Source organism: Porphyrobacter sp. LM 6, from assembly GCF_001720465.1.
Taxonomy (GTDB): Bacteria; Pseudomonadota; Alphaproteobacteria; order Sphingomonadales; family Sphingomonadaceae; genus Erythrobacter.
The window spans coordinates 1,959,504-1,980,722 of sequence record NZ_CP017113.1 but is presented as its reverse complement, the minus strand read 5'-3'; the positions used below and the strand labels follow the sequence as shown (position 1 = coordinate 1,980,722).

Annotated in this window: 22 protein-coding genes; 13 read left to right on the top strand and 9 right to left on the bottom strand. The window is 64.6% G+C overall.

The annotated features are described in order from the left end of the window. Positions 1–38: 38 nt before the first annotated feature. Positions 39–752 (top strand): ribonuclease PH, encoded by a 714-nt coding sequence (rph, locus tag BG023_RS09495; protein WP_069310230.1) that lies wholly within the window; start codon positions 39–41, stop codon positions 750–752. Then, positions 749–1,375, top strand: a complete 627-nt coding sequence (gene rdgB / locus BG023_RS09490) for an RdgB/HAM1 family non-canonical purine NTP pyrophosphatase (RefSeq protein ID WP_069310229.1) — start codon at positions 749–751, stop codon at positions 1,373–1,375. The genes rph and rdgB overlap by 4 nt, the downstream gene beginning before the upstream one ends. 4 nt (positions 1,376–1,379) lie before the next feature. Here the strand turns inward: rdgB and BG023_RS09485 are convergent, their stop codons facing one another. Beyond that, on the bottom strand, positions 1,380–1,940 hold the full coding sequence (locus BG023_RS09485) for a CAP domain-containing protein (protein WP_069310228.1): 561 nt from the start codon (positions 1,938–1,940) through the stop codon (positions 1,380–1,382). 47 nt (positions 1,941–1,987) lie between these two features. Between BG023_RS09485 and hemW the strand changes: the two genes are divergently transcribed. After that, positions 1,988–3,139 carry a radical SAM family heme chaperone HemW gene (gene hemW, locus BG023_RS09480; protein WP_069310227.1) on the top strand — a complete coding sequence of 384 codons (1,152 nt, stop codon included), beginning with the start codon at positions 1,988–1,990 and terminating at the stop codon, positions 3,137–3,139. Next, on the top strand, positions 3,136–4,026 hold the full coding sequence (locus BG023_RS09475; protein WP_069310226.1) for a tyrosine recombinase XerC: 891 nt from the start codon (positions 3,136–3,138) through the stop codon (positions 4,024–4,026). The genes hemW and BG023_RS09475 overlap by 4 nt, the downstream gene beginning before the upstream one ends. Here BG023_RS09475 and BG023_RS09470 read toward each other — a convergent pair whose 3' ends face one another. Genes BG023_RS09470 through rsmI form a run of 4 tightly spaced genes read right to left on the bottom strand, consistent with a single transcriptional unit; the run spans position 4,027 to position 6,888 of the window. Then, on the bottom strand, positions 4,027–4,647 hold the full coding sequence (locus tag BG023_RS09470; protein ID WP_069310225.1) for a DedA family protein: 621 nt from the start codon (positions 4,645–4,647) through the stop codon (positions 4,027–4,029). It lies immediately after the preceding gene. Positions 4,648–4,654: 7 nt separating this feature from the next. After that, entirely contained in the window at positions 4,655–5,635 is a 981-nt protein-coding gene (gshB, locus tag BG023_RS09465; RefSeq protein ID WP_069310224.1) for a glutathione synthase, read from the bottom strand. A gap of 21 nt (positions 5,636–5,656) precedes the next feature. Then, the gene (locus BG023_RS09460; protein WP_069310223.1) at positions 5,657–6,034 is read right to left on the bottom strand and encodes a YraN family protein; all 378 of its coding nucleotides are present in this window, start codon (positions 6,032–6,034) and stop codon (positions 5,657–5,659) included. Further along, complete coding sequence (rsmI, locus tag BG023_RS09455) at positions 6,031–6,888, bottom strand: 16S rRNA (cytidine(1402)-2'-O)-methyltransferase (protein ID WP_069310222.1); 858 nt, start codon at positions 6,886–6,888, stop codon at positions 6,031–6,033. Before rsmI ends, BG023_RS09460 begins: the two co-directional genes overlap by 4 nt. Positions 6,889–6,929: 41 nt before the next feature. On the opposite strand from rsmI, the gene BG023_RS09450 reads away from it, so the two are divergent. From BG023_RS09450 to BG023_RS09435, 4 genes are all read left to right on the top strand, one after another. After that, the gene (locus BG023_RS09450) at positions 6,930–8,129 is read left to right on the top strand and encodes a penicillin-binding protein activator (RefSeq protein WP_069310221.1); all 1,200 of its coding nucleotides are present in this window, start codon (positions 6,930–6,932) and stop codon (positions 8,127–8,129) included. Positions 8,130–8,185: 56 nt separating this feature from the next. Further along, complete coding sequence (gene parE / locus BG023_RS09445) at positions 8,186–10,186, top strand: DNA topoisomerase IV subunit B (RefSeq protein ID WP_069310220.1); 2,001 nt, start codon at positions 8,186–8,188, stop codon at positions 10,184–10,186. A gap of 115 nt (positions 10,187–10,301) precedes the next feature. Continuing rightward, positions 10,302–11,120, top strand: coding sequence for a hypothetical protein (locus BG023_RS09440; protein ID WP_150122846.1), 819 nt, complete (start codon positions 10,302–10,304; stop codon positions 11,118–11,120). A 116-nt stretch (positions 11,121–11,236) separates the two neighbouring features. Beyond that, on the top strand, positions 11,237–12,094 hold the full coding sequence (locus BG023_RS09435) for an AAA family ATPase (protein WP_069310218.1): 858 nt from the start codon (positions 11,237–11,239) through the stop codon (positions 12,092–12,094). Positions 12,095–12,217: 123 nt separating this feature from the next. Here the strand turns inward: BG023_RS09435 and BG023_RS09430 are convergent, their stop codons facing one another. Next, on the bottom strand, positions 12,218–13,618 hold the full coding sequence (locus BG023_RS09430; protein WP_069310217.1) for a methyl-accepting chemotaxis protein: 1,401 nt from the start codon (positions 13,616–13,618) through the stop codon (positions 12,218–12,220). Positions 13,619–13,751: 133 nt separating this feature from the next. Between BG023_RS09430 and BG023_RS09425 the strand changes: the two genes are divergently transcribed. Together BG023_RS09425 and BG023_RS09420 are read left to right on the top strand one after the other, a co-directional pair. Beyond that, a complete protein-coding gene (locus BG023_RS09425) occupies positions 13,752–14,936 on the top strand; it encodes a vWA domain-containing protein (RefSeq protein ID WP_069310216.1) in 1,185 nt (394 codons plus the stop codon). Beyond that, positions 14,937–15,785 carry a DUF817 domain-containing protein gene (locus BG023_RS09420; RefSeq protein ID WP_069310215.1) on the top strand — a complete coding sequence of 283 codons (849 nt, stop codon included), beginning with the start codon at positions 14,937–14,939 and terminating at the stop codon, positions 15,783–15,785. Here the strand turns inward: BG023_RS09420 and BG023_RS09415 are convergent. Both BG023_RS09415 and BG023_RS09410 read right to left on the bottom strand, forming a co-directional pair. Then, complete coding sequence (locus BG023_RS09415; RefSeq protein WP_083234639.1) at positions 15,782–17,074, bottom strand: spinster family MFS transporter; 1,293 nt, start codon at positions 17,072–17,074, stop codon at positions 15,782–15,784. The genes BG023_RS09420 and BG023_RS09415 overlap by 4 nt on opposite strands. Before the next feature lie 70 nt (positions 17,075–17,144). After that, positions 17,145–18,344 (bottom strand): exo-beta-N-acetylmuramidase NamZ family protein, encoded by a 1,200-nt coding sequence (locus BG023_RS09410; RefSeq protein WP_069310213.1) that lies wholly within the window; start codon positions 18,342–18,344, stop codon positions 17,145–17,147. A 71-nt stretch (positions 18,345–18,415) separates the two neighbouring features. Between BG023_RS09410 and BG023_RS09405 the strand changes: the two genes are divergently transcribed. Next, positions 18,416–18,898, top strand: coding sequence for a TspO/MBR family protein (locus tag BG023_RS09405; RefSeq protein WP_069310212.1), 483 nt, complete (start codon positions 18,416–18,418; stop codon positions 18,896–18,898). On the opposite strand, the gene BG023_RS09400 is transcribed toward BG023_RS09405, so the two are convergent. Continuing rightward, a complete protein-coding gene (locus tag BG023_RS09400) occupies positions 18,895–19,410 on the bottom strand; it encodes a hypothetical protein (protein ID WP_069310211.1) in 516 nt (171 codons plus the stop codon). The two genes, BG023_RS09405 and BG023_RS09400, sit on opposite strands and share 4 nt — an antisense overlap. A 77-nt stretch (positions 19,411–19,487) precedes the next feature. On the opposite strand from BG023_RS09400, the gene tyrS reads away from it, so the two are divergent. Further along, positions 19,488–20,717, top strand: coding sequence for a tyrosine--tRNA ligase (gene tyrS / locus BG023_RS09395; protein ID WP_069310210.1), 1,230 nt, complete (start codon positions 19,488–19,490; stop codon positions 20,715–20,717). A gap of 90 nt (positions 20,718–20,807) precedes the next feature. Next, on the top strand, positions 20,808–21,146 hold the full coding sequence (locus BG023_RS09390) for a PilZ domain-containing protein (RefSeq protein WP_190315840.1): 339 nt from the start codon (positions 20,808–20,810) through the stop codon (positions 21,144–21,146). Positions 21,147–21,219 lie beyond the last annotated feature (73 nt).

The following is a 21,219-nucleotide window of genomic DNA, read 5'->3' as shown; positions in this document are numbered from 1 at the left end:
TTCCTTAGCGCCTTTCCCATTGCACAAAGGAAACACCCATGCGCCCTTCAGGACGCGCGCCCGATGAAATGCGCGCCATCACGATCGAGACCGGTTTTACCAAGCATGCCGAAGGCTCGTGCCTGATCGGGTTCGGCGATACCAAGGTGCTGTGCACAGCGAGCGTCGAGAAGGGTGTGCCGCCGTGGCTGCGCGGTAAGGGCGAAGGCTGGGTGACGGGTGAATATTCGATGCTCCCCCGCGCCACCCACACCCGCGGGGCACGCGAGGCCGCCAAGGGCAAGCAATCGGGACGGACGCAGGAAATCCAGCGCCTTATCGGTCGTTCTTTGCGCGCCGTGGTAGATCTCCAGAAGCTCGGCGAGCGGCAGATCACTCTGGATTGTGACGTCATTCAGGCCGATGGCGGCACGCGCACGGCGGCGATTTCCGGCGCTTGGATTGCGTTGCGCCTCGCCGTCAACGGGCTGATGGCATCGGGCGACATCAAGCACGATCCGATTGCCGCGCAGGTCGCCGGCATCTCCTGCGGCATCTTCAAGGGCACGCCGGTTCTCGACCTCGATTATGACGAGGATTCGAATGCCGAGGCCGATGGCAACTTCGTGCTGCTTTCGGGCGGCAAGATCGCCGAGGTGCAGGCCACCGCCGAGGGTGCGACCTATGACGAGGAAGGCCTGCTGCGCCTCCTCCGCCTCGCCCGCATCGGCGCCGACCGCATCTTCGCGGCACAGTTGGACGCGGTGAAATGACCCGTCGGCTCGGCTCGGGATCGCTTGTGATTGCCACGCATAATGCGGGCAAGCTGAAGGAGATTTCCGCGCTGCTCGATCCTTACGGGGTCAAGTGCATCTCGGCCGGATCGCTCGGCCTGCCCGAGCCCGCCGAAACCGGCACGACCTTCGCCCAAAACGCGCTACTCAAGGCGCGGGCGGCGGCGGAGGCTTCGGGCCTTGCGGCGCTGGCCGACGACAGCGGCCTTAGCGTGGCGGCGCTGGATGGCCGACCGGGGGTCTACACCGCCGACTGGGCCGCACGGCAGTGGTTCGAAGGCGCTCCGGGCCGCGATTGGTACATGGCGATGGGCAAGGTCGAAGGGATGCTGGCCGAAAAGGGTGACAGCGTCGACCGGTCAGCCGCGTTCCATTGCGTCCTCGCGCTGGCCTGGCCCGACGGGGAATACGCGATCTACAAAGGCCGCTGCGATGGCGCGCTCACCTGGCCGCCGCGCGGCACGCTCGGGTTCGGCTATGATCCGGTGTTCGTTCCCACGGGTCGCAACCAAACCTTTGCCGAGATCGCGCCAGAGGAAAAACACGCCATCAGCCACCGCGCCGATGCGTTTGCCAAGCTGGTGGCAGAACAGTTCGGCTAAGCGGTCAGCGGCGCGCGACGTGTTCCCGCGGGTCGATCCGCGCACCCCAGATGTTGCCCGCCGGAAAATAGCGACAGACGAGCACCTCGTCATATTCGGTTCGGGCAATCGCGCAGCCAACCTCGCGGGTGGTGGGCCAGATGATCTGGCTGTAATGCCCGACATCGCTCCACTGGCCGGTGCGTGATATATTGGGGAAATCGCCGGGACGGAAATTGCGCTTTTCCTGCACGAAGAACCCGATCATCTCCGCCGGGCTCCAACGATCGCGGCTGCCGCGCCACAGGTTCTCGCCCTGCCCTTTGCGGACATCTGCGGGCGCGTGATCGTAGAGATTGCGGCGTGCAAGGTGGCTCGCCCAGTCGGCGGCATCATCGGCAAGCCGGTCGCTCCAGCGTAGCGGCTCAAGCCCGACATCGGCGCGCGCTGCATTGTGCTCCTCAAGCATGACCCGCGCGGCATCATCGCTGCGCAGGCGCTCTTGCGGCCAAGCGGCGGTGGCTGTCATAAGCAGGATCAGGCCAAGTGGCCCGGCGGAACGGGTCAGGAAACCGGAAATGCGCATTCCCTCAGCCTACGGGCCAACCATTAAGCGGAGCTGAAAATCCCGGCATGGCGCGTGCGCTCTACATCCACTGGCCGTTTTGCGCCAAAAAGTGCCCCTATTGCGACTTCAATTCGCACGTGCGCGAGAGCGTGGATGTGGCGGGCTGGCAGGCGGCGCTTATTGCCGACATGCACGCTGAGGCGGCGGTAGCTGGCGGCGAAGGGCTGACCTCGATCTTCTTCGGAGGCGGCACACCGTCGCTGATGCCGCCCGCGCTGGTTGCGGCGCTGCTGGCAGAGGCCGAGCGCCTGTGGGGCTTTGCGCCCGATATCGAGATCACGCTGGAGGCCAATCCCTCCTCGGTCGAAACTGCGAACTTCGCCGCTCTGGCGGGTGCAGGGGTGAACCGCGTGTCGCTCGGCGTGCAATCGCTCGACGATGCGGAGCTAAGGTTCCTCGGAAGGCTCCACGGCGCGGACGACGCGCTGGCGGCGCTCGAGACGGCGCAAAATCACTTCGCCCGCGTCAGCTTCGACATGATCTACGCCCTGCCCGGCCATACGCCTGAATTGTGGCACGAACGCCTGACCCGCGCGCTCGGCTTCGGCATGGGGCACCTCTCTCTCTACCAGCTCACTATCGAACCGGGGACGCGGTTTGCCAGCGATGTCCGGCGCGGGCGGCTGGTGCCGCTCCATGACGATGCGGCGGCCGAGCTGTTCGATATCACGCAGGCGCTGACCGAGGCGGCGGGCCTTGCCGCCTACGAGACCAGCAACCACGCCCGGGCGGGCGAGCAGAGCCGCCACAACCTCGCCTACTGGCGCTATCAGGACTATTGCGGGATCGGCCCCGGCGCGCATGGCCGCAGGCTGGGTGTGGCGACCGTGCGGCACAAGAAGCCCGAGAACTTCCTCAAGGCGGTCGAAACGCAAGGCAACGGCATCGCCGAAGCGCGCACGCTGGCGGTGGCAGAACAGGCGGCCGAAGCGCTGCTGATGGGCCTGCGCCTGACCGAAGGTATCGATCTGTCGGCGCTGTCGGCGCGGTTCGGCCTGCCGCGCGGCGGGCTGGTGGATGAGGCTGCCCTCGCCCGCCTGACCGCGCTTGGCCTCATCTGGCAGCACGAAGCCCGCATCGGCGTGGCCCCGCCCGGACGCGGGGTGCTCGACGCGCTGCTCGCCGAACTGGTTGCCGATACGCTGGTCGCTGCATGAGCGCGGGCGAGATCATCAGCGGCTGGCGCGTCCATCTGGAAAGCGCGCGCCGCCGCTCGCCGCACACCGTGCGCGCTTATGTCGCTGCCGCGGAGCGGTTGGTGGCGGCGAACGGCCTTGCGGACTGGGCCGAGGTTGCCCGCACCGAAGCGCATCATCTCAGAACCCACCTCGCCGCGCGCCGTGCTGAAGGCTTAGGCAATGCCAGCGCCGCGCGCGAGCTTTCGGCGCTCAAGGCCTTCATCGCCTTTGCCCGCAGCGAAGCCGGCGATCCCGAGGCAAGCGCGCCCCGGCTGCGCGGCCCGCGGATCAAGAAGGGCCTCCCCCGCCCCGTCACCCCCGACGAGGCGGTGAACATTGCGGAGCTGGTGGACGGGCTTGCTGGCGAGGACTGGATCGGGGCGCGCGACCGCGCGGTGCTGCTGCTGCTCTACGGGTCAGGCCTGCGGATTGCCGAGGCGTTGTCGCTGACGGGGCGGGATGTGCCGATGGGAGAGGTGCTGCGCGTCACCGGCAAGGGCGGCAAGCAGCGGGTGGTGCCGGTGCTGCCGATCACCCGCGCGGCGGTGGCGGAATATGTCGCCGTCTGTCCCTGGCCGCTCGCACCGGGCGAGCCGCTATTCCGCGGGGCCAAGGGCGGGCCGCTGGCACAGCGTATGGTGCAGCGCGCGATGGCACAGGCGCGCCGCGCGCTCGGCCTGCCCGACACGGCGACCCCGCACGCGCTGCGGCACTCCTTCGCCACCCACCTGCTGAGCGCGGGCGCTGACCTCAGGAGCTTGCAGGAACTGCTCGGCCACGCCTCGCTGGGGTCGACCCAGATCTACACCCGCGTCGATGCCGCAAGCCTGCTCGACAATTATCGGAAAGCCCACCCGCGCGGGTAATTAGTCGTCTTTGGCCTCGAAGGCGGCGACTGGCTTCCACGTCACCACGCGGTAGATATAGAACAGCACGCCCGCGACAACGAAGGCGACCACGCCGTATCCGGCCAGCTTCTCGAACCGTTCGACCAGCGGGGCGGCTGTCTTGCCGCCGAAGATCAGCACCGCGTTCCAGATCCCCGAACCCAGCAAGGTGAAGAGGCAAAACCGCCACAGCTTCATCTGTGCAAGGCCTGCGGGCAGCGAGACAATCGTGCGCAGCAGCGGCGAGAAGCGCAGCAGGAACACGATCCAGTCGCCATATTTGCGGAAGATATCGCGCGCCTTGGTGAACTCGTCCCACTCGAAGGTCAGCCACCGGCCCCAGCGGTCGATAATGCGCTTGAGCTGGTCCTCGCTCCACACTTTGCCGATCCAGAACCAGAACAGGTTGCCGACCAGCGTGCCGAGAGTGGCGACCACCCACACCGTGCCGAAGGTCATCTCGCCCCTCGCCACCAGCAGTCCCGCCCCGCCCATGATCACTTCGGACGGGATCGGCGGGAAGATGTTCTCGACCGCCATCAGGAAGAAGATGCCGAGGTAGCCGCCCTTGTGGAGCAGCTCGAGGAGGAAGTCGGTCATTGGAGCCCTAGCCGTTAGCGGTTGAAGCGGCGCGGCGTTCAGCCAGACGGCGCTCGATCGCATCCCAGATCCGCGCCGTCGTATCAGTCCCGTTGAAGCGGTCAATCGCGACGATGCCGGTGGGCGAGGTGACGTTGATTTCGGTGAGCCACTTGCCGCCGATCACGTCGATCCCGACAAAGGTGAGTCCGAGGCGCTTCAGATCAGGGCCGAGCGCGTCGCAGATTTCCTGTTCGCGCGGGGACAGTTCGGTCGGCTGCGCGCTGCCGCCCATCGCGAGGTTCGAGCGGAACTCGCCCTCTCCCGGCAGACGGTTGATCGCGCCCGCGACCTCGCCATCGATCAACACGATGCGCTTGTCGCCGGTTGCCACCTCGGGGAGGAAGGGCTGGACCATATGCGGTTCCGGCCAGGTCTGGTTGAACACCTCGAACAGCGCGGAGAGGTTCTCGCCATTCTCGCCGATGCGGAAGATCGCCTTGCCGCCATTGCCATGGATCGGCTTGACCACGATCGCGCCGTGCTTGGCCATGAAACGCCGCACCTCGTCCACCGAGCGCGTCACCAGCGTCGGCGGCATGAAGCGGCGATAGTTCAGCACCATCACCTTTTCGGGGCTGTTGCGGACATTGGCGGGATCATTGACCACCAGAGTTTCATGCCCGATCCGCTCGAGCAGGTGGGTGGCGGTGATATAGCCCATGTGGAACGGCGGGTCCTGCCGCATCAGCACCACATCGATATCCTTGCCGAGATCGAGCCGCACCTGCTCGCCGCGGGTGAAATGCGCGCCTTCGACCCGTTGCACCGTGACCGGAAATCCATGGGCGAACAGGCGGTCATCCTCGTCGAGGGTCAGGCTTTCGACGTGATATTCATAGACCGAATAGCCGCGCGCCTGGGCGGCCAGCATCAGCGCAAACGAGCTGTCGCCCGCGATATTGATCCGGTCGATGGGGTCCATCTGGACGGCGACACGCAAGGTCATGCAATCAACTCCATCGGATGCCTAGCCGAACGGCATCCATGCGTTTTCGATGTGGGTCGGCTTGCGGCCCGGTGCAAGCAGGATCACGTCGATACGGATATCTTCGCCCGCTGACGCATAGTCGGGCGCGACGATTTCCACCGCGCGGGCCACGCGGGCGAGGCGGCGTTCGTCGATAGCATCGGCCAGATCGCTGGAGTGCTTGCGCCACTTGACCTCGACAAAGGCGACAAGGCCCGAACGCTGCGCGATCAGATCGATCTCACCCGCCTTGGTCTTCACCCGCTCGGCAAGGATGCGCCAGCCTTGGCCGACGAGCCACATTGCGGCTTCGGCCTCGCCTTCGCGGCCCCGGCTGTCGGCGTCGCGGCGCTGTTCGGGGCTGCGGGTCTCGCTCATTCGCCCTTCAGTTCCAGCGCGCGGGCATAGAGCGTTCCGCGGTCGAGCCCAGTGGCCTTGGCGACCTGCCCGGCGGCCTTGCCCGGCCCCGCATCGGCCAGCGCGGCGCGCAGCAGCGCATCGGGATCGGCTTCGGGGGTTTCGTCCGCCGCCGGCGGGCCGACAACGAGCACGATCTCGCCCTTGGGCGGGTGCGCTGAATAATGATCGGCGAGCGCAGCAGCGGTGCCGGTGCGGCATTCCTCGTGCAACTTGGTCAGCTCGCGCGCGACCGCCACCTCGCGGATCGGCCACAGATCGGCGATAGCGCGCAGGCTCTTTTCAAGGCGCGGGGCGGTTTCGTAGAACACCAGCGTCGCCTCGACCCCGGCCAGCGCGGCAAGCGTATCGCTGCGGGCCTTGTCCTTCACCGGCAGGAAGCCTGCGAACAGGAAGCGGTCGCTCGGCAAGCCCGCCATCGCCAGCGCAGAGATTGCCGCGCAGGCACCCGGCACGCTCGTCACCGTAACGCCCGCCGCGCGCGCCTCGCGGACCAGACGATAGCCGGGATCGGAAATCACCGGGGTTCCGGCATCGCTCACCAGCGCCACGACCTCATGCCGCGCAGTCTCGATCACCCGCGCGCGGACTTCGGGCGGGGCGTGATCGTCGAGCCGTTGCAGGCGCGCCTTGATGCCGAAATGCTTGAGCAGCTTGCCCGTCACCCGCGTATCCTCGCAGGCCACCACGCCTGCGGCACGCAGCACCGCAATGGCGCGCAAGGTCATGTCGCCAAGATTGCCAATCGGGGTCGCGACGATATACAGCCCGGCTTCGGGTGTCCCTGCGGGGATGGATGGCAGTTCCGTGGTCATGGCTGGGCAAGCCATGGCGCACGGCTGAGGGGTGGGCAAGGATGAAGCGGATTTCGGGATCGAATTGGGGCAGTTGGTGGGCGCGCGCCAAGGCGCAGCTGACCGGCCGCAATCTGGCGGTTGCCGGGGCAGCGATGCTCGCGGCTGCCTGTCAGGTCGTGCCCAAGGTGCCGGTCACCGAAGCCCCGCCGCCTGCGCCGGAGCCGTCTGCCACCGCGCTGCCGTCCGATTCCGGCCGCCACCGGATAGCGCTGCTGGTGCCGCTCAGCGGCGAAACCGCAGCGGTCGGGCAGGCGATTTCGAATGCCACCACGATGGCGCTGCTCGATACCAATGCCGATAATCTGCGGATCACCACCTATGACACCTCGGCCGGCGTTCCTGCGGCTGCCAGGCAGGCGATTGCCGATGGCAACAAGCTGATCCTCGGCCCGCTCAGCCCCGATGAAGTGCCGCCAGTGCAGGCCGCAGCACGCGCCGCTAAGGTGCCGGTCATCGCTTTCGTCAACGATCCCGCCGTCGCCAGCGCCGATGTCTTCGTGATGGGCCACATGCCCGAACAATCGATCCGCCGCACGGTCGCGTTCGCCCGCTCGCGCGGGGCCAACCGCTTTGCCGCCCTGCTTCCCGAAGGCGACTATGGTACCCGCGCGGGTGCGGCGCTGACCTCGGCGCTGGCCGACTTCGGCGGTGCGCTGGCGCGGCAGGAAACTTTCGCACGCGGCAACACCTCGATCGTCAGTGCCGCCGCGCGGCTGCGCGCAGCAGGCGGGTATGATACCGTGTTGATCGCCGACAGCGCGCGCCTTGGTATCGATGCCGCAAACGAGCTCCAGCGCGGCGCCCGCACCCGCGCGCGCATCCTCGGCACCGAATTGTGGAGCGGCGAGGCTACGCTGGCGCGCACCAAATCGCTCGAAGGCGCAATGTTCGCCGCCGTATCGGACCAGCGCTACAAGCGCTTTGCCGATAGCTACGCGACCCGCTTCGGCGCCCAGCCCTATCGCACCGCTACGCTTGGCTATGATGCCGTGCTGCTGACCTTGCGGGTGGCGCGCGACTGGAAGGTCGGCACGCCCTTCCCCCGCGCCGCGCTCTATGATGTAGGCGGTTTCCTCGGGGTCGACGGGCCGTTCCGCTTTGCCCGCAGCGGCGTGGTCGAACGCGCGCTCGAAGTGCGTGAGATCAAGGGCGGCGAAGTCATCGCGGCCGATCCCGCCCCGACCGGCTTCACCCGCTGAGCAAAACCCTGCGCCGCGGCTTGTGACCCCGGCGCAGGGGGGCCTATAGTCACGCCATGTCCGATAACCCTCTCGACGATCTGTTCGCCAATACCCCCACCTCCAGCGGCGATTACAACGCAAGCGCCATCGAGGTACTCGAAGGGCTTGAGCCCGTCCGCCGCCGTCCGGGGATGTATATCGGCGGGACCGATGACCGCGCGTTCCACCATCTCGCCGCCGAGGTGCTCGACAACGCGATGGACGAAGCGGTGGCGGGCCACGCCACGCGGATCGAGATGCGCCTCGACGGAGGCAATCGCCTGTCGATCGCCGATAACGGCCGCGGCATTCCGGTGGACGAGCACCCCAAGTTCCCGGGCAAATCGACACTTGAGGTGATCCTTTCCACGCTCCACTCGGGCGGCAAATTCTCCGGCAAGGCCTATGCCACCAGCGGCGGCCTCCACGGCGTGGGGGTGAGCGTGGTCAACGCGCTGTCCGTCCACACGCGGGTAGAGGTGGCGCGCGACAAGCAGCTTTTCGCGCAGGAGTTCTCGCGCGGGGTGACGCAAGGCGCGATCCAGAACCTCGGCCCCACGCCCAACCGGCGCGGCACCACGGTGACCTTTGTGCCCGATCCCGAAATCTTCGGGGATCGCAACTTCAATCCCAAGCGGCTGTTCAAGCTCGCCCGCTCCAAGGCCTATCTGTTCGCGGGCGTTGAAATCCGCTGGAAGTGCGCGCCCTCGCTCGCGAGCGAAGAGGTGCCGGCAGAGGCGGTTTTCAAGTTCCCCGGCGGGCTTGCCGATCACCTCGCCGAACAGGTCGGCACGCGCGAATGCGTCACCGCCCAGCCCTTCACCGGTAGCCAAGAATTCCCGGTCGTCGACGGCATCGGCCAAGGCCGCGTCGAATGGGCGATCGCCTGGCCGCTCTATTCCGATGGCGCGACGAGCTGGTACTGCAACACCGTGCCGACCCCCGATGGCGGCACGCACGAGCAGGGCCTGCGCACCGCCCTGACCCGCGGCCTCAGAGCTTTCGGCGAGCTGGTCGGCGCGAAGAAGGCCAAGGACATCACCGCCGATGATGTGATGACAGGCGCGGAGGTGATGCTCTCCGTCTTCATCCGCGATCCTCAGTTCCAGTCGCAGACCAAGGACCGCCTCACCTCGCCCGAGGCTGCGCGCCTCGTCGAGAACGCGGTGCGCGACCACTTCGACCACTTCCTCACCGACAATATGGAGCGCGGCAAGGCGCTGCTCGGCGAGGTGATGGAGCGCATGGACGAGCGCCTCAAGCGCAAGCAGGAACGCGAGATCAAGCGCAAGAGCGCCACCAACGCCAAGAAGCTGCGCCTCCCCGGCAAGCTCACCGATTGTTCGGGCGAAGGCGGGCGCGAGACCGAGCTGTTCATCGTCGAAGGCGACAGCGCCGGCGGCAGCGCCAAGCAGGCGCGCGACCGCAAATCGCAGGCAATCCTGCCGATCCGCGGCAAGATCCTCAACGTCGCATCCGCCACCGCCGACAAGATCCGCGCCAACAGCGAAATCGCCGATCTCGCGCTGGCGCTGGGCTGCGGCACCCGCAAGGACTGCAACGCCGACAATCTGCGCTATGACCGCATTATCATCATGACCGACGCTGACGTTGACGGCGCGCATATCGCGACGCTGCTGATGACCTTCTTCTTCCAGGAAATGCCCGATATCGTGCGGCGCGGTCACCTGTTCCTTGCCCAGCCCCCGCTCTATCGCCTGACGTCAGGCAAGGAGAGCCGCTACGCCCGCGACGATGCACACCGCACCGAACTGGAAGCGACGGTGTTCAAGGGCAAGAAGGTCGAAGTCAGCCGCTTCAAGGGCCTGGGTGAAATGAACCCGCAGCAATTGCGCGAAACCACGATGGCGCCCGAAACACGCGGTCTGATTCGCATCACCCTGCCGCAGGAATTCGAAGACCGCGCCGGCGTGGCGCGCCTCGTCGACGAGTTGATGGGCCGCAACCCCGAACACCGCTTCAACTTCATCCAGAACCGCGCCGGCGATGTCGACCGCGACCTCATCGACGCCTAGGAAAAGCGTGTTGAGAGGTCCGCTGGGAATTGCCTTCGGGTCCAGTGCCATCGCAGCGGGCGCATTGTTTGCCCTTACTGCGCCAGTACATGCAGGCGAAGCGCAGCAGATGCCGATGAGCCGCATCTTTCTAATCGACGATGCGTGGGACAAGCTGGGCGAAGAGCGCACCGCGAAAGTCGGTGAACCGGTGCTCATCGCGAAGATTCGCTTCGAGCAGACTGCCAAGATCCAGCAGCCCGGCGCCGTGAGGGTCCATGGGCTTGCCGCGCGGATCGATCCACAGACGCCGCTGCGCCGTTCCTATCCGGCAGCAGAGCCGCACCTCGCCCTGCCCGCAGCGGCCAATGTCTATTGCACAGGACGCTACGAGCTCGACGAAGCGCAGCGCTTCTCCTACCCGCCGGGCGATATCCGGCGCAGCACCAAGTACAAGAAATTCGAACGCGAAATCGCCATTTGTCTCGTCGATGACGAGGGTGACGAAAGCTTCGAGCGCGCCTTCATCAGCGGCGCGGTGTCTCCCGATGCCCTTCCTCCCGTTCCGGTTGCACCGATAGTCTATCGCCGGGCGGACATGGAGGATCCCGAAGGCACGCAAATGGAAGTCCGGCTGGTCAAGGAAAGCAAGAACGGACCGCCGTTTCTTCAGGTCTTCACCAATATCCACCAAGGGCGATTTGCCGGGTCCTATGTGTCCTACCTCGCCGGAACCGGGAAGATGGAGGACATCGACCGGCGGGTGAGGATCGATCCTGCAGCGCTGCCGCGCGCGATCACCTATCAGGATGCCCAGATCACAGTGCTGAGCTATGATCCCGTGGCGGAGACTTTGCGCTACCGGATCGACCGGCCCTTCACCACTGCAATGGTCAAGATCCAGGCAATCTTCTACCCGGGCGCCTACACGGTTGCGAACTACCAGTACGAGTGAGCGGCTCTGCCCCCCGCTGATTTGCCCATCAGAAAAGGGGGGGCTCCCCCCTCTTGCGCGCCGCCGCTGGCCCCCTTATCGCTGCGCGGCGAAATTCAGTCTCACAAGGAAACCCGATGTCCGAGCAGCAGCGTTTTGAAGGCACCAAGTCCTATATCGCGACCGAAGACCTCAAGGTTGCGGTCAACGCCGCTGTTACGCTGCGCCGTCCGCTGCTGGTGAAAGGCGAGCCGGGCACCGGCAAGACGGTGCTGGCGCACGAGATTTCCAAGGCGCTGGGCGCGCCGCTGATCGAGTGGAACATCAAGTCCACCACCAAGGCGCAGCAGGGCCTTTACGAATATGACGCGGTGGCCCGTCTGCGCGACGGCCAGCTGGGCGACGAGCGCGTCCACGACATCAAGAACTATATCAAGAAGGGCAAGCTGTGGGAGGCATTCACCTCGCCCCAGCTTCCGGTGCTGCTGATCGACGAGATTGACAAGGCCGATATCGAGTTCCCGAACGACCTGTTGCAGGAGCTCGATCGGATGAGCTTCGACGTCTATGAAACGCAGGAGCGGATCGAGGCCAAGGAGCGCCCGATCGTCGTCATCACCTCGAACAACGAGAAGGAACTGCCCGACGCGTTCCTGCGCCGCTGCTTCTTCCACTACATCAAGTTCCCCGATCGCGACACGATGCAGGAGATCATCGACGTCCACTTCCCCGGCATCCAGAAGGTGCTGGTGAAGAAGGCGATGGATATCTTCTACGATCTGCGCGAAGTGCCGGGCCTGAAGAAGAAGCCCTCGACCAGCGAGCTGCTTGACTGGCTCAAGCTGCTGCTCAACGAGGATATGCCGCTCGACGTATTGCAGGACAAGAACCCGGCAAGCGCGATCCCGCCGCTGCATGGCGCGCTGCTGAAGAACGAACAGGACATCATGCTGTTCGAACGCCTCGCCTTCATGGCCCGCCGCAATCCGAGTTGAGTGTTTGAGGGGTGCCCAGACTCGGTCTAGACCCCCCTTAGACCCCCTCTAGACCCATCTTAGGCCCGCTTTCGGGTGCTCTTACCCATTGTTCCACGTGGAACACGGGCCGGATCGGCGGGCTCAATCGAAGCTGTAGGCCAGCTCGAAATCCCCCCAGCGGCGTCCGCCGATGATCAGCGGAACATAGACGTTGCGGACCACCACATAGGATTGGCCGTCGGCCTCCTGACGATAGACCGCCATCATATAGGACTGGTGGCTGATCTTAGCCTTGCGGTCGATCGCCTCGAGCATGATGCGGCCATTGCGGCAGAACAGGGTGTCGTGTTCCAGATCGCCCGTGGGCCGGCGCGAACGCTCGCTTATGTGGGTCGGCAGGAAGCCGTTCATATCGGTGCAGGCGGCGGCCAGGACGCGGGAATCGCTCGCCTTTGCGCGGTCGAGGAAGGGGCGCCACTGGGCATCGGCCCAGTCGCTGAGGCGGGTGCGGTAAAGCTGCGGATTGGTGCCGGGAACGGCGACATAATCGGTATCGAACAGTGCGTTCATGGTGATCGCGCCCGAGGCAATCGCGGCCTCGGTATGCGCGGTAAGTTCCTGCATCAGTTGCTGTGCGTGGTCGACCATCACGCTGTCTTCCGGGCTCAATCCGGCGTGGACGATGCGGTCGAACATCTCGCTGGCGAGGATCTCGAGATCCTCCATCTTGCGATGCGCCCCGTGAAGACGATCCTCGTTGGCGCGCGAGGCCGCATCGAACCCGGTCAGCACGCGCTGCACCTTGTCGACATGGCTGGAAATCGTGCCCGTGGACCGGGCAATCACGTCGTTCTGCTTGTCGACTTCCTCGACCAGCGTGCCGACATTGGTGATGGTGCTTTCGATCCGTGCGACCGAGGCGCGCGCCTCGCCGCTGACCTTGGAGCCGGCTTCGATCCGGCCGATCACAACCTCCGCCTCGCCGCCGAGCGCGTCGATGGTCTGGGCGATTTCCTCGGTCGCCTTGCGGGTGTCATTCGCGAGGCTCTTCACCTCGGCGGCGACCACCGCGAAGGTGCGTCCGGCATCGCCCGCCCGCATTGCCTCGATCGTGGCATTGAGCGCGAGGATGTTCGTCGTCTCGGCGATATTGTCGATATCCTGGGCCGAGCGGCGCACCTGCTCCATTGCGGCCGAAAAGCTGGTAACGTGCTGGCCGAGCGTGTCGACCAGTTCGATCAGCGAGGCGATCTGCCCTAGCGAGGCATGGATCAGCGCCGTGCCTTCATTGAGCCGTTCGATCGCACGTTCGGACAGGAGCCGTGCCTCGTCGCTCGCTTCGGCAACCTTGGCCTGATCGGCTTCAAGCGCCCGCACGGTTTCAGCCAGCGCCTCGTGCTCCGAGCGAAGCGACTTGGACGAGGCAATCACCGCCTCGACCACACCGGCAACATCGGTGCAGCCGACCGTGACGGCCCCGCAGCTTTCCGGGATCATCCCCAGCGCATGGGCATTGGCGGTGTCGAAAGCGAGTTGATTCATGTCGGATCGCGGCCCCGTGTTCTTGTGGACGCGACACTAGACACGAGATGGTAAGTTAAGAGTTAAGGATAGGGCCCTTCCTGCCAAGAAAGAGGGCTGGTCAGGCCCGCGCGGGGCGATTAAGCAAACCCCCATGTTCTTCAATTTCGTCGACGAGCTGCGGGCGGCCGGTATCGGGGCCAGCTTCAAGGAGCACCTCACACTGCTGGAGGCGCTCGACAAGGACGTCATCGAGCAGACGCCCGAGGCGTTCTACTACCTCTCCCGCGCGACCTTCGTGAAGGACGAAGGCCTGCTCGACCGGTTCGATCAGGTGTTCCACAAGGTCTTCAAGGGGATCATGACCGATTACGGCCAGAACCCCGTCGATATCCCGGAAGATTGGCTGAAGGCCGTCGCCGAGAAGTTCCTGACCCCCGAGGAAATGGAGAAGATCAAGTCGCTGGGTGACTGGGACGAGATCATGGAGACGCTCAAGAAGCGGCTCGAAGAGCAGGAAAAGCGCCACCAGGGCGGCAACAAGTGGATCGGCACCGGCGGCACATCCCCCTTCGGCAATTCGGGCTACAACCCCGAAGGCGTGCGGATCGGCGGCGAGGCCAAGCACGGCCGCGCGATCAAAGTCTGGGAAAAGCGCGAGTTCAAGAACCTCGACAACACCAAGGAACTCGGCACCCGCAACATCAAGATGGCGCTGCGCCGTCTGCGTCGTTTCGCCCGCGAAGGCGCGCAGGATCAGCTTGATATCGACGCCACGATCAAGGGCACGGCCAAGCAGGGCTGGCTCGACATCCACATGCGCGCCGAGCGCCGCAATGCGGTGAAGCTGCTGCTGTTCCTCGATGTCGGCGGCTCGATGGACCCCTTCATCAAGCTGGTAGAGGAGCTGTTCAGCGCCGCCACCAGCGAGTTCAAGAACATGGAATTCTTCTACTTCCACAACTGCCTCTACGAAGGCGTGTGGAAGGACAACAAACGCCGCTGGCAGGAACGCACCAAGACCTGGGACGTGCTTCACAAATACGGCCACGACTACAAGATCGTATTCGTCGGCGATGCGGCGATGAGCCCTTACGAGATCACCCATCCGGGCGGCTCGGTCGAGCATATGAACGAGGAAGCGGGCGCAGTGTGGCTGAAGCGCGTGGCCGATACCTACCCCGCGACCGTGTGGCTCAACCCGGTGCCGGAAAAGCAATGGGGCTATTCGCAGTCGACCAAGATGATCAAGCAGATCGTCGGCGACCGAATGTATCCGCTGACGCTCGACGGGCTGGATGACGCGATGCGGGAGCTGAGCCGGAAGCACGGGGCGTAATTGACGCTTCCTGACGTTCGCCACACCCGCTTCCAAGCCGTCCGCCTCAGGCTCGAAGCCTTTGATTCCGGCACAGGCTGGCGGCTTTGGTTCTACGAATTCCTGCTGTTCGGATTCAAGCAAGGCTGGGCCTGCCTGTTCGGCGGGCTGTTGCTGGCTTTGCTGCTCGGCACGCACCTGTTCTACCCGGAGACCGCGCCCCTCCACCGCTACGATTTCATGACCATCGCGGCCGTCTCCATTCAGGCGGGGATGCTCGCGCTACGGCTCGAGACATTGCGGGAGGCGCGGGTAATCCTGATCTTCCATGTCGTTGGCACGGTGATGGAGCTGTTCAAGACCTCCGCCGGGTCATGGACTTACCCCGAGGCAAGCATACTCCACATCGGAGCGGTGCCGCTGTTTTCGGGCTTCATGTATGCCGCCGTCGGCAGCTACATCGCGCGGGTGTGGCGAATCTTCGACTTCCGCTTCACCGGATATCCGCCCGCATGGATGACATGGGCCTTGGCGGCGGCGATCTATGTGAACTTCTTCACCCACCATTTCATCATCGACATCCGCTGGGGACTGTTTGCCGTCACTGGGCTGTTGTTCTGGCGCACCCGCGTCCACTTCCGCAACTGGCGCGCCCATCGCTGGATGCCGCTGCTGGTCGGTTTCGGCCTCGTCGCGCTATTCATCTGGTTTGCCGAGAATATCGCCACCTTCGCCAATGCCTGGAACTATCCCGGGCAGGAGCGGGAATGGCAGATGGTCAGTCTCGCCAAATACGGCAGCTGGTATCTGCTGATGCTGATCAGCTTCGTGCTGGTGGCGCTGGTGCAGCCCGTCCGCGCTCCGGATTAGCCCTTCTGATCCAGCTCGCGATTGAGGTGGAGGCTGCACCGCCAGAAGAAAAACGCCGGCACCAGACCCAGAACCGCCGCGCCGTAGAGCACGTAGCGCACACTGTCGGCACCATAGGTCGGCTGGATCCAGTCGGATAACATCCCGAAGAACAATGGACCAAGACCGAGCCCGATGAGGTTCTGGAAGAACAGCAGCGTGGCGGCGGCAATCGCCCTCGCCCTCAGCGGCACCAGGCCCTGAGCTGCGGAATAGGTCGGGCCGTAGTAGAACGAGTTGAACACCGTTGGCACAAACAGCAGCAGCAGCGCCAAAGGCCAGTTCGGCGCATGGTAGGTCGCGATCGCCAGCGGTACGGCCAGCGCCATGTCGATAGCGGGCGCGCTCAGCACATGACGGCGGTTTCTCGCGCCAAAGCGGTCGGCCAAATAGCCGCCGAGCCATGTGCCCAGCATCCCGCCGACCCCCTGCAGCAAGCCGAACCATAACCCCACCTGCCCCGGTGTAAGATCGTGGGTCCGCTGGAAGAATATCGTGGTCCAGGTGGTCTTGCCGTAAGCGAGGAATGACGCCGCAGAGCCCGCCACCAGCAGCAGCACGAAGGCCCTCGAGCGCATGACCTCTGCTACCGCCTGCCCCAGCGGCAGCACCGGCGCTTGGCCCTTCGCCTGAAGCCCCGCAGCGACATCGGAGTGCCGTGGGTCCTTCAGAACAAACCACACCACCAGCGCGAGCGCCACGCCGGGCAATCCCACCACCACGAAGGCCTCGCGCCAGCCCATGTAGTCGGCAAGCGTGCCGCCGATGACCATTCCAAGCAGCGTGCCCACCGGAATACCGAGCGAATAGAAAGCGAGCGCCGAGGCGCGCCTCTCTGGCGGCACCATGTCGCTGATGAGCGAGTGTGCGGGCGGCGTGCACCCTGCCTCGCCCACCCCCACGCCGATGCGCGCGAGCAGGAGTTGCGCGAAGTTCTGCGCCGCCCCGCACATCGCCGTCATCGCCGACCATACTGCCAGTGCCACCGCAATCAGGCGCGGACGATTGGTCGTCGGACGATCGGCAAAGCGGGCAATAGGGATGCCAAGCACGGTGTAGAACAGCGCGAAAGCCAGCCCGGTCAACAGCCCGATCTGGGTGTCGGATAGCTCCAGATCGCGGGCGATGGGCTCGGCAAGGATGTTGACGATCTGCCGGTCGATGAAATTGAAGACGTAAACTGTAAGCAGGAGCCACAAGGTCAACCTGACGGATCGAACATCCGAACCCGTCGCTGCCGCGGTTGCCATTGTTTCCTGCTCTCCCATCGGTGGCGGTTGCTCCGCCTTGCCGGACACTGTGGTGCCCGAGCGAGAGCGATCAGTAAAGCAGATGCCCGCGCACTTCTGCCACCCACGCGGCTTCGTCGAGTGACGTCATGGCGTCCAGATCGTCGGGCATTGCAGCGGGATTGTCGACCCATTCGCGCAAGGAAGGACCGCCGTTGATCACGTCGATCGCGAGCCGGGTGAGCTCGTATTCATAGGGGAAATCACGCCACAAGGGGTAATCGGGATAGAGTCTGCGGATAGCCTTGAACGCCAGCGCCTGAAGCCGCCACGGACGGAAGGCGTGGTGGTCGTAGAACTCGCCTTCCGCGTGAATCATCAGTGCATTGCAGAGCTTTCCCGCGTGTTTGTGGAAAGTCGGCTCAAACCAGCATTCGCGGATCGCGCAGCCTGCCAGCCACTCGGGCGCGAGCTTGTGCATCTCCGCCAGCACCGCACCCGCATCGACATCCGGGGCGCCAAACAGCACTTCGAGCGGACGGGTCGTACCGCGCCCTTCGGACAGCGCCGTGCCCTCAAGCATCACCGTTCCCGCATAGCAGCGCGCCATGTTCACGTTGGCGGCATTGGGCGAGGGATTGATCCACAGGCGTGACGCCGGCCAGCCCCATTCGACCGGCTTGTCCGGCCGCCAGCCCTCCATCGCCACCACCTTGTAAGCCACATCGAGCCCGAAGTGCGCGATGAACCAATGACCCATCTCGCCCATCGTCAACCCGTGCCGCATCGGCATCGGTGCGGCTCCAACGAAGCTTTCCTGCCCCGGAAGTAGCAAGGTGCCCTCGACTGGTCGCCCGGCCGGGTTCGGGCGATCGAGCACCCACACTTCCTTGCCCGCCTTCGCTGCTTCCTCGAGCAGGTAGAGCAGCGTGGTGACAAAGGTGTAGATCCGGCAGCCGAGGTCCTGCAGGTCGAACAGGAACACATCGGCGCTCGACATCATCTGGCCCGTCGGACGCCGCACTTCTCCATAGAGCGAGAAGATCGGGATGCCGTAACGCGGATCCATTTCGTCCGCGGTCTCGACCATATTGTCCTGCTTATCGCCCTTCAGGCCGTGCTGAGGGCCAAAGGCGCTGTTGACCTGCACACCGGCGGCGATCAGCGCGTCGAGGCTGTGGGTCAGATCCTCTGTCACGCTGGCAGGGTGCGCGACGAGCGCGACCCGGCGGCCCTTGAGTTGGCGGAGGAGATCTGGGTCGGCAAGCAGCCGGTCGATACCGTTCTTCATGGCCCGAGGGATTGAAGAAGCTGTGCGGCAAAGGCAATGGCATTTGCGCGCGAGCAGCCTATATCCGTGACATGGACTGGACCAACGCCCTTATCGCCGCCGCATGGGCTATCCTCCTTGGCGGCGCAGGCGGAGCCCTGACCGAGATCGGCATCTGGTATCGCAATCTGAGCAAACCTCGCTGGCAACCGCCCGATTGGCTGTTCGGTCCGGCCTGGACGTTGATCCTCGGGCTGGCAGGCTGGAGCTTTTACATCTCCCTCTCGTCTGCCACCTCGCTTGAAGCACGCCTGATGGTGTGCGCGCTGTTCGGCGCCAACTTCATCCTGCACTTCGCGTGGTCACCGCTCTTCTTCAAGCTGCGGCGGCCCGATTGGGCGCTGGCCGAAAACGTCCTGCTGTGGTGCTCGGCGACATCGCTGATGGTGGCTTTGCCGCGCGTCGTAGGTGACAGCTTCGTCGGCTGGCTCAACGTGCCCTATTTCATTTGGGTGAGCTTCGCCTTCGTGCTCAACGCCGAGATCGTGAAGCTCAACCGACCCTTTGGTCGTTAGCGCTCAATGATGGCCTGACGGCAAGCCTCGGAGTGGAACTCCGCCTTGCCCGGCGGGAATGCCAGCGCCCAGAATTGCAGCGCGCCGCCTGGATGGTCGACGATCGCGTTGAGGGCAACCTGCGCCGGATCGGGCAACTCCGCCGCGATGCTGGCTTTCAGCACCAGACCGTTTTCGTCGTGCGAGCAGCTGATCGCAATCGCTTCAACAGGCGCATCGCGCATCCCTTCGCGGAAGGAGTCGAAATCATACGCAGCCCAGCGGCCCGAAGGCGAGAGGTTGAACTCGCGGTACCAGGTGCCGCTCAGCGGCTGCCAGAAGATCTCGAAGCAGGTCGTCTTCCACAGATTGTCCATCCGTTTCGGCGCAGCAGGCTCGGGCACGATGATCGCTGCCACGTGACCATCGAGCCGGAATTCGGCCTCGCAGCCTTGAGGCGTGGCGGTGATAGTGGCGGTGACAGCACGGATCGGGCCGAGGTCACAGGTCTGGTGGAGCATCAGCGGTTGCATGAATGCTGTCTGCCGCCTTGAATGGGATCGGGCAAGTCTCTTCCCGTTGCACGCCCACACTGATAGGGGCGCTCCCCATGAGCACCTACGAATCTGCCCTCCTGCGCCTACTCGACGAGCGTGGCTACATCCACCAGATGACCGATGCTGCGGGACTCGATGCCCTGGCGGCCAAGCAGATCGTGCCCGGCTATATCGGCTTTGACGCCACCGCGCCTTCGCTCCACATCGGCAGCCTCGTTCAGATCATGATGCTGCGCCGCCTCCAGCAGGCCGGGCACAAGCCAATCGTGCTGATGGGTGGCGGAACGACGCGGATCGGCGATCCCAGCGGACGCGATGAAAGCCGCAAGATGCTAACCGACGAGACGATCGAGGCCAACATCGCCTCGATCCGCACGGTGTTTGCCAAGCTGCTGACGTTTGGTGATGGCCCAACAGATGCGGTGATGGTCAATAACCACGACTGGCTCGGAAAGCTCGGCTATATCGAACTGCTCCAGGAAGTGGGCACGCATTTCACCATCAACCGGATGCTGAGTTTCGATTCGGTGCGGCTGCGTCTTGAACGCGAACAGCCGATGACCTTCCTCGAATTCAACTACATGATCCTGCAGGGCTATGACTTCCGCCACCTCTCGCACGACATGGGCGTGCGCTTGCAGATGGGCGGTAGTGACCAGTGGGGCAATATCGTCAACGGGATCGAACTCGGCCGCCGCATGGACGGGACCGAGCTGTTCGGCCTCACCACCCCGCTGCTCACCACCGCGAGCGGCGCCAAGATGGGCAAGACCGCAGCGGGCGCGGTGTGGCTCAACGAGGATCAGCTTCCGGCTTACGATTTCTGGCAGTACTGGCGCAATGTCGATGACGCTGACGTGGGCCGGTTCCTGCGGCTGTTCACAGACCTGCCGCTGGATGAAATCACCCGGCTCGCGGCGCTGGAAGGTGCGGAAATCAACGCGGCCAAGATCGTGCTGGCGAATGAAGTCACCAAGCTGGTCCGCGGCGAGGATGCAGCGATACGCGCCGAAGCAACTGCGCGCGAGACCTTTGCCGGCAGCGGTGCGGGCGAAGACTTGCCGACTCTGGCGGTCGGTGCCGAAGGGATGCGGATCGTATCGCTGCTGACCGAGATCGGCTTCACCGCTTCGAACGGCGAAGCAAAGCGCAAGCTTGCCGAAGGCGCGGTGAAGCTCGAAGGCGAAACGATCACAGATCCGGCCCACCTGGTTCATCCCGGCGAGGGCGAGACGCTGCGGCTCAGCCTCGGCAAGAAAAAGCACGCGTTGGTCCACCGCTGAAGCACAAGCTTCCCGCGCCATTTACCAAATGTCAGCCTTTGTCGGGCATTCCCTTACGAAAGGGGCCGTACCGATAAGAGGATCGCAATGGTGGCTGGTGGAGCAAACCTCAGTGTAACCGAACTGCGGCGCGCAGCGCGCCATCCGGTCGATTTTCCGGCAATCGTCGAGCACTTCGTGCATGGCGATCTGCACCTTCATGTCTCGAACCTCTCGGCGCACGGCTTCATGGTCGACGACGCCAAGCAGCTTCAGCGTGGCGACCGGATCATCATCCGCCTGCCCGTGGTGGGCCGGATCGAAGCCTACGTCATCTGGACCCGCGATTCGCGCGCCGGTTTCCAGTTCGAGCGGATCATCCGGCTCGACGATTTCGTGGCTATCATCGATCAGCTTCAGCCCAATCCGCGCCTGCGCCGTCCGCGATGAGCGGGCGCGCAATCGCAGCTGACACCCCTAAAAGCTAGACCCGCTTGGCAGGCAGGCATCCGCCTGCCATGGC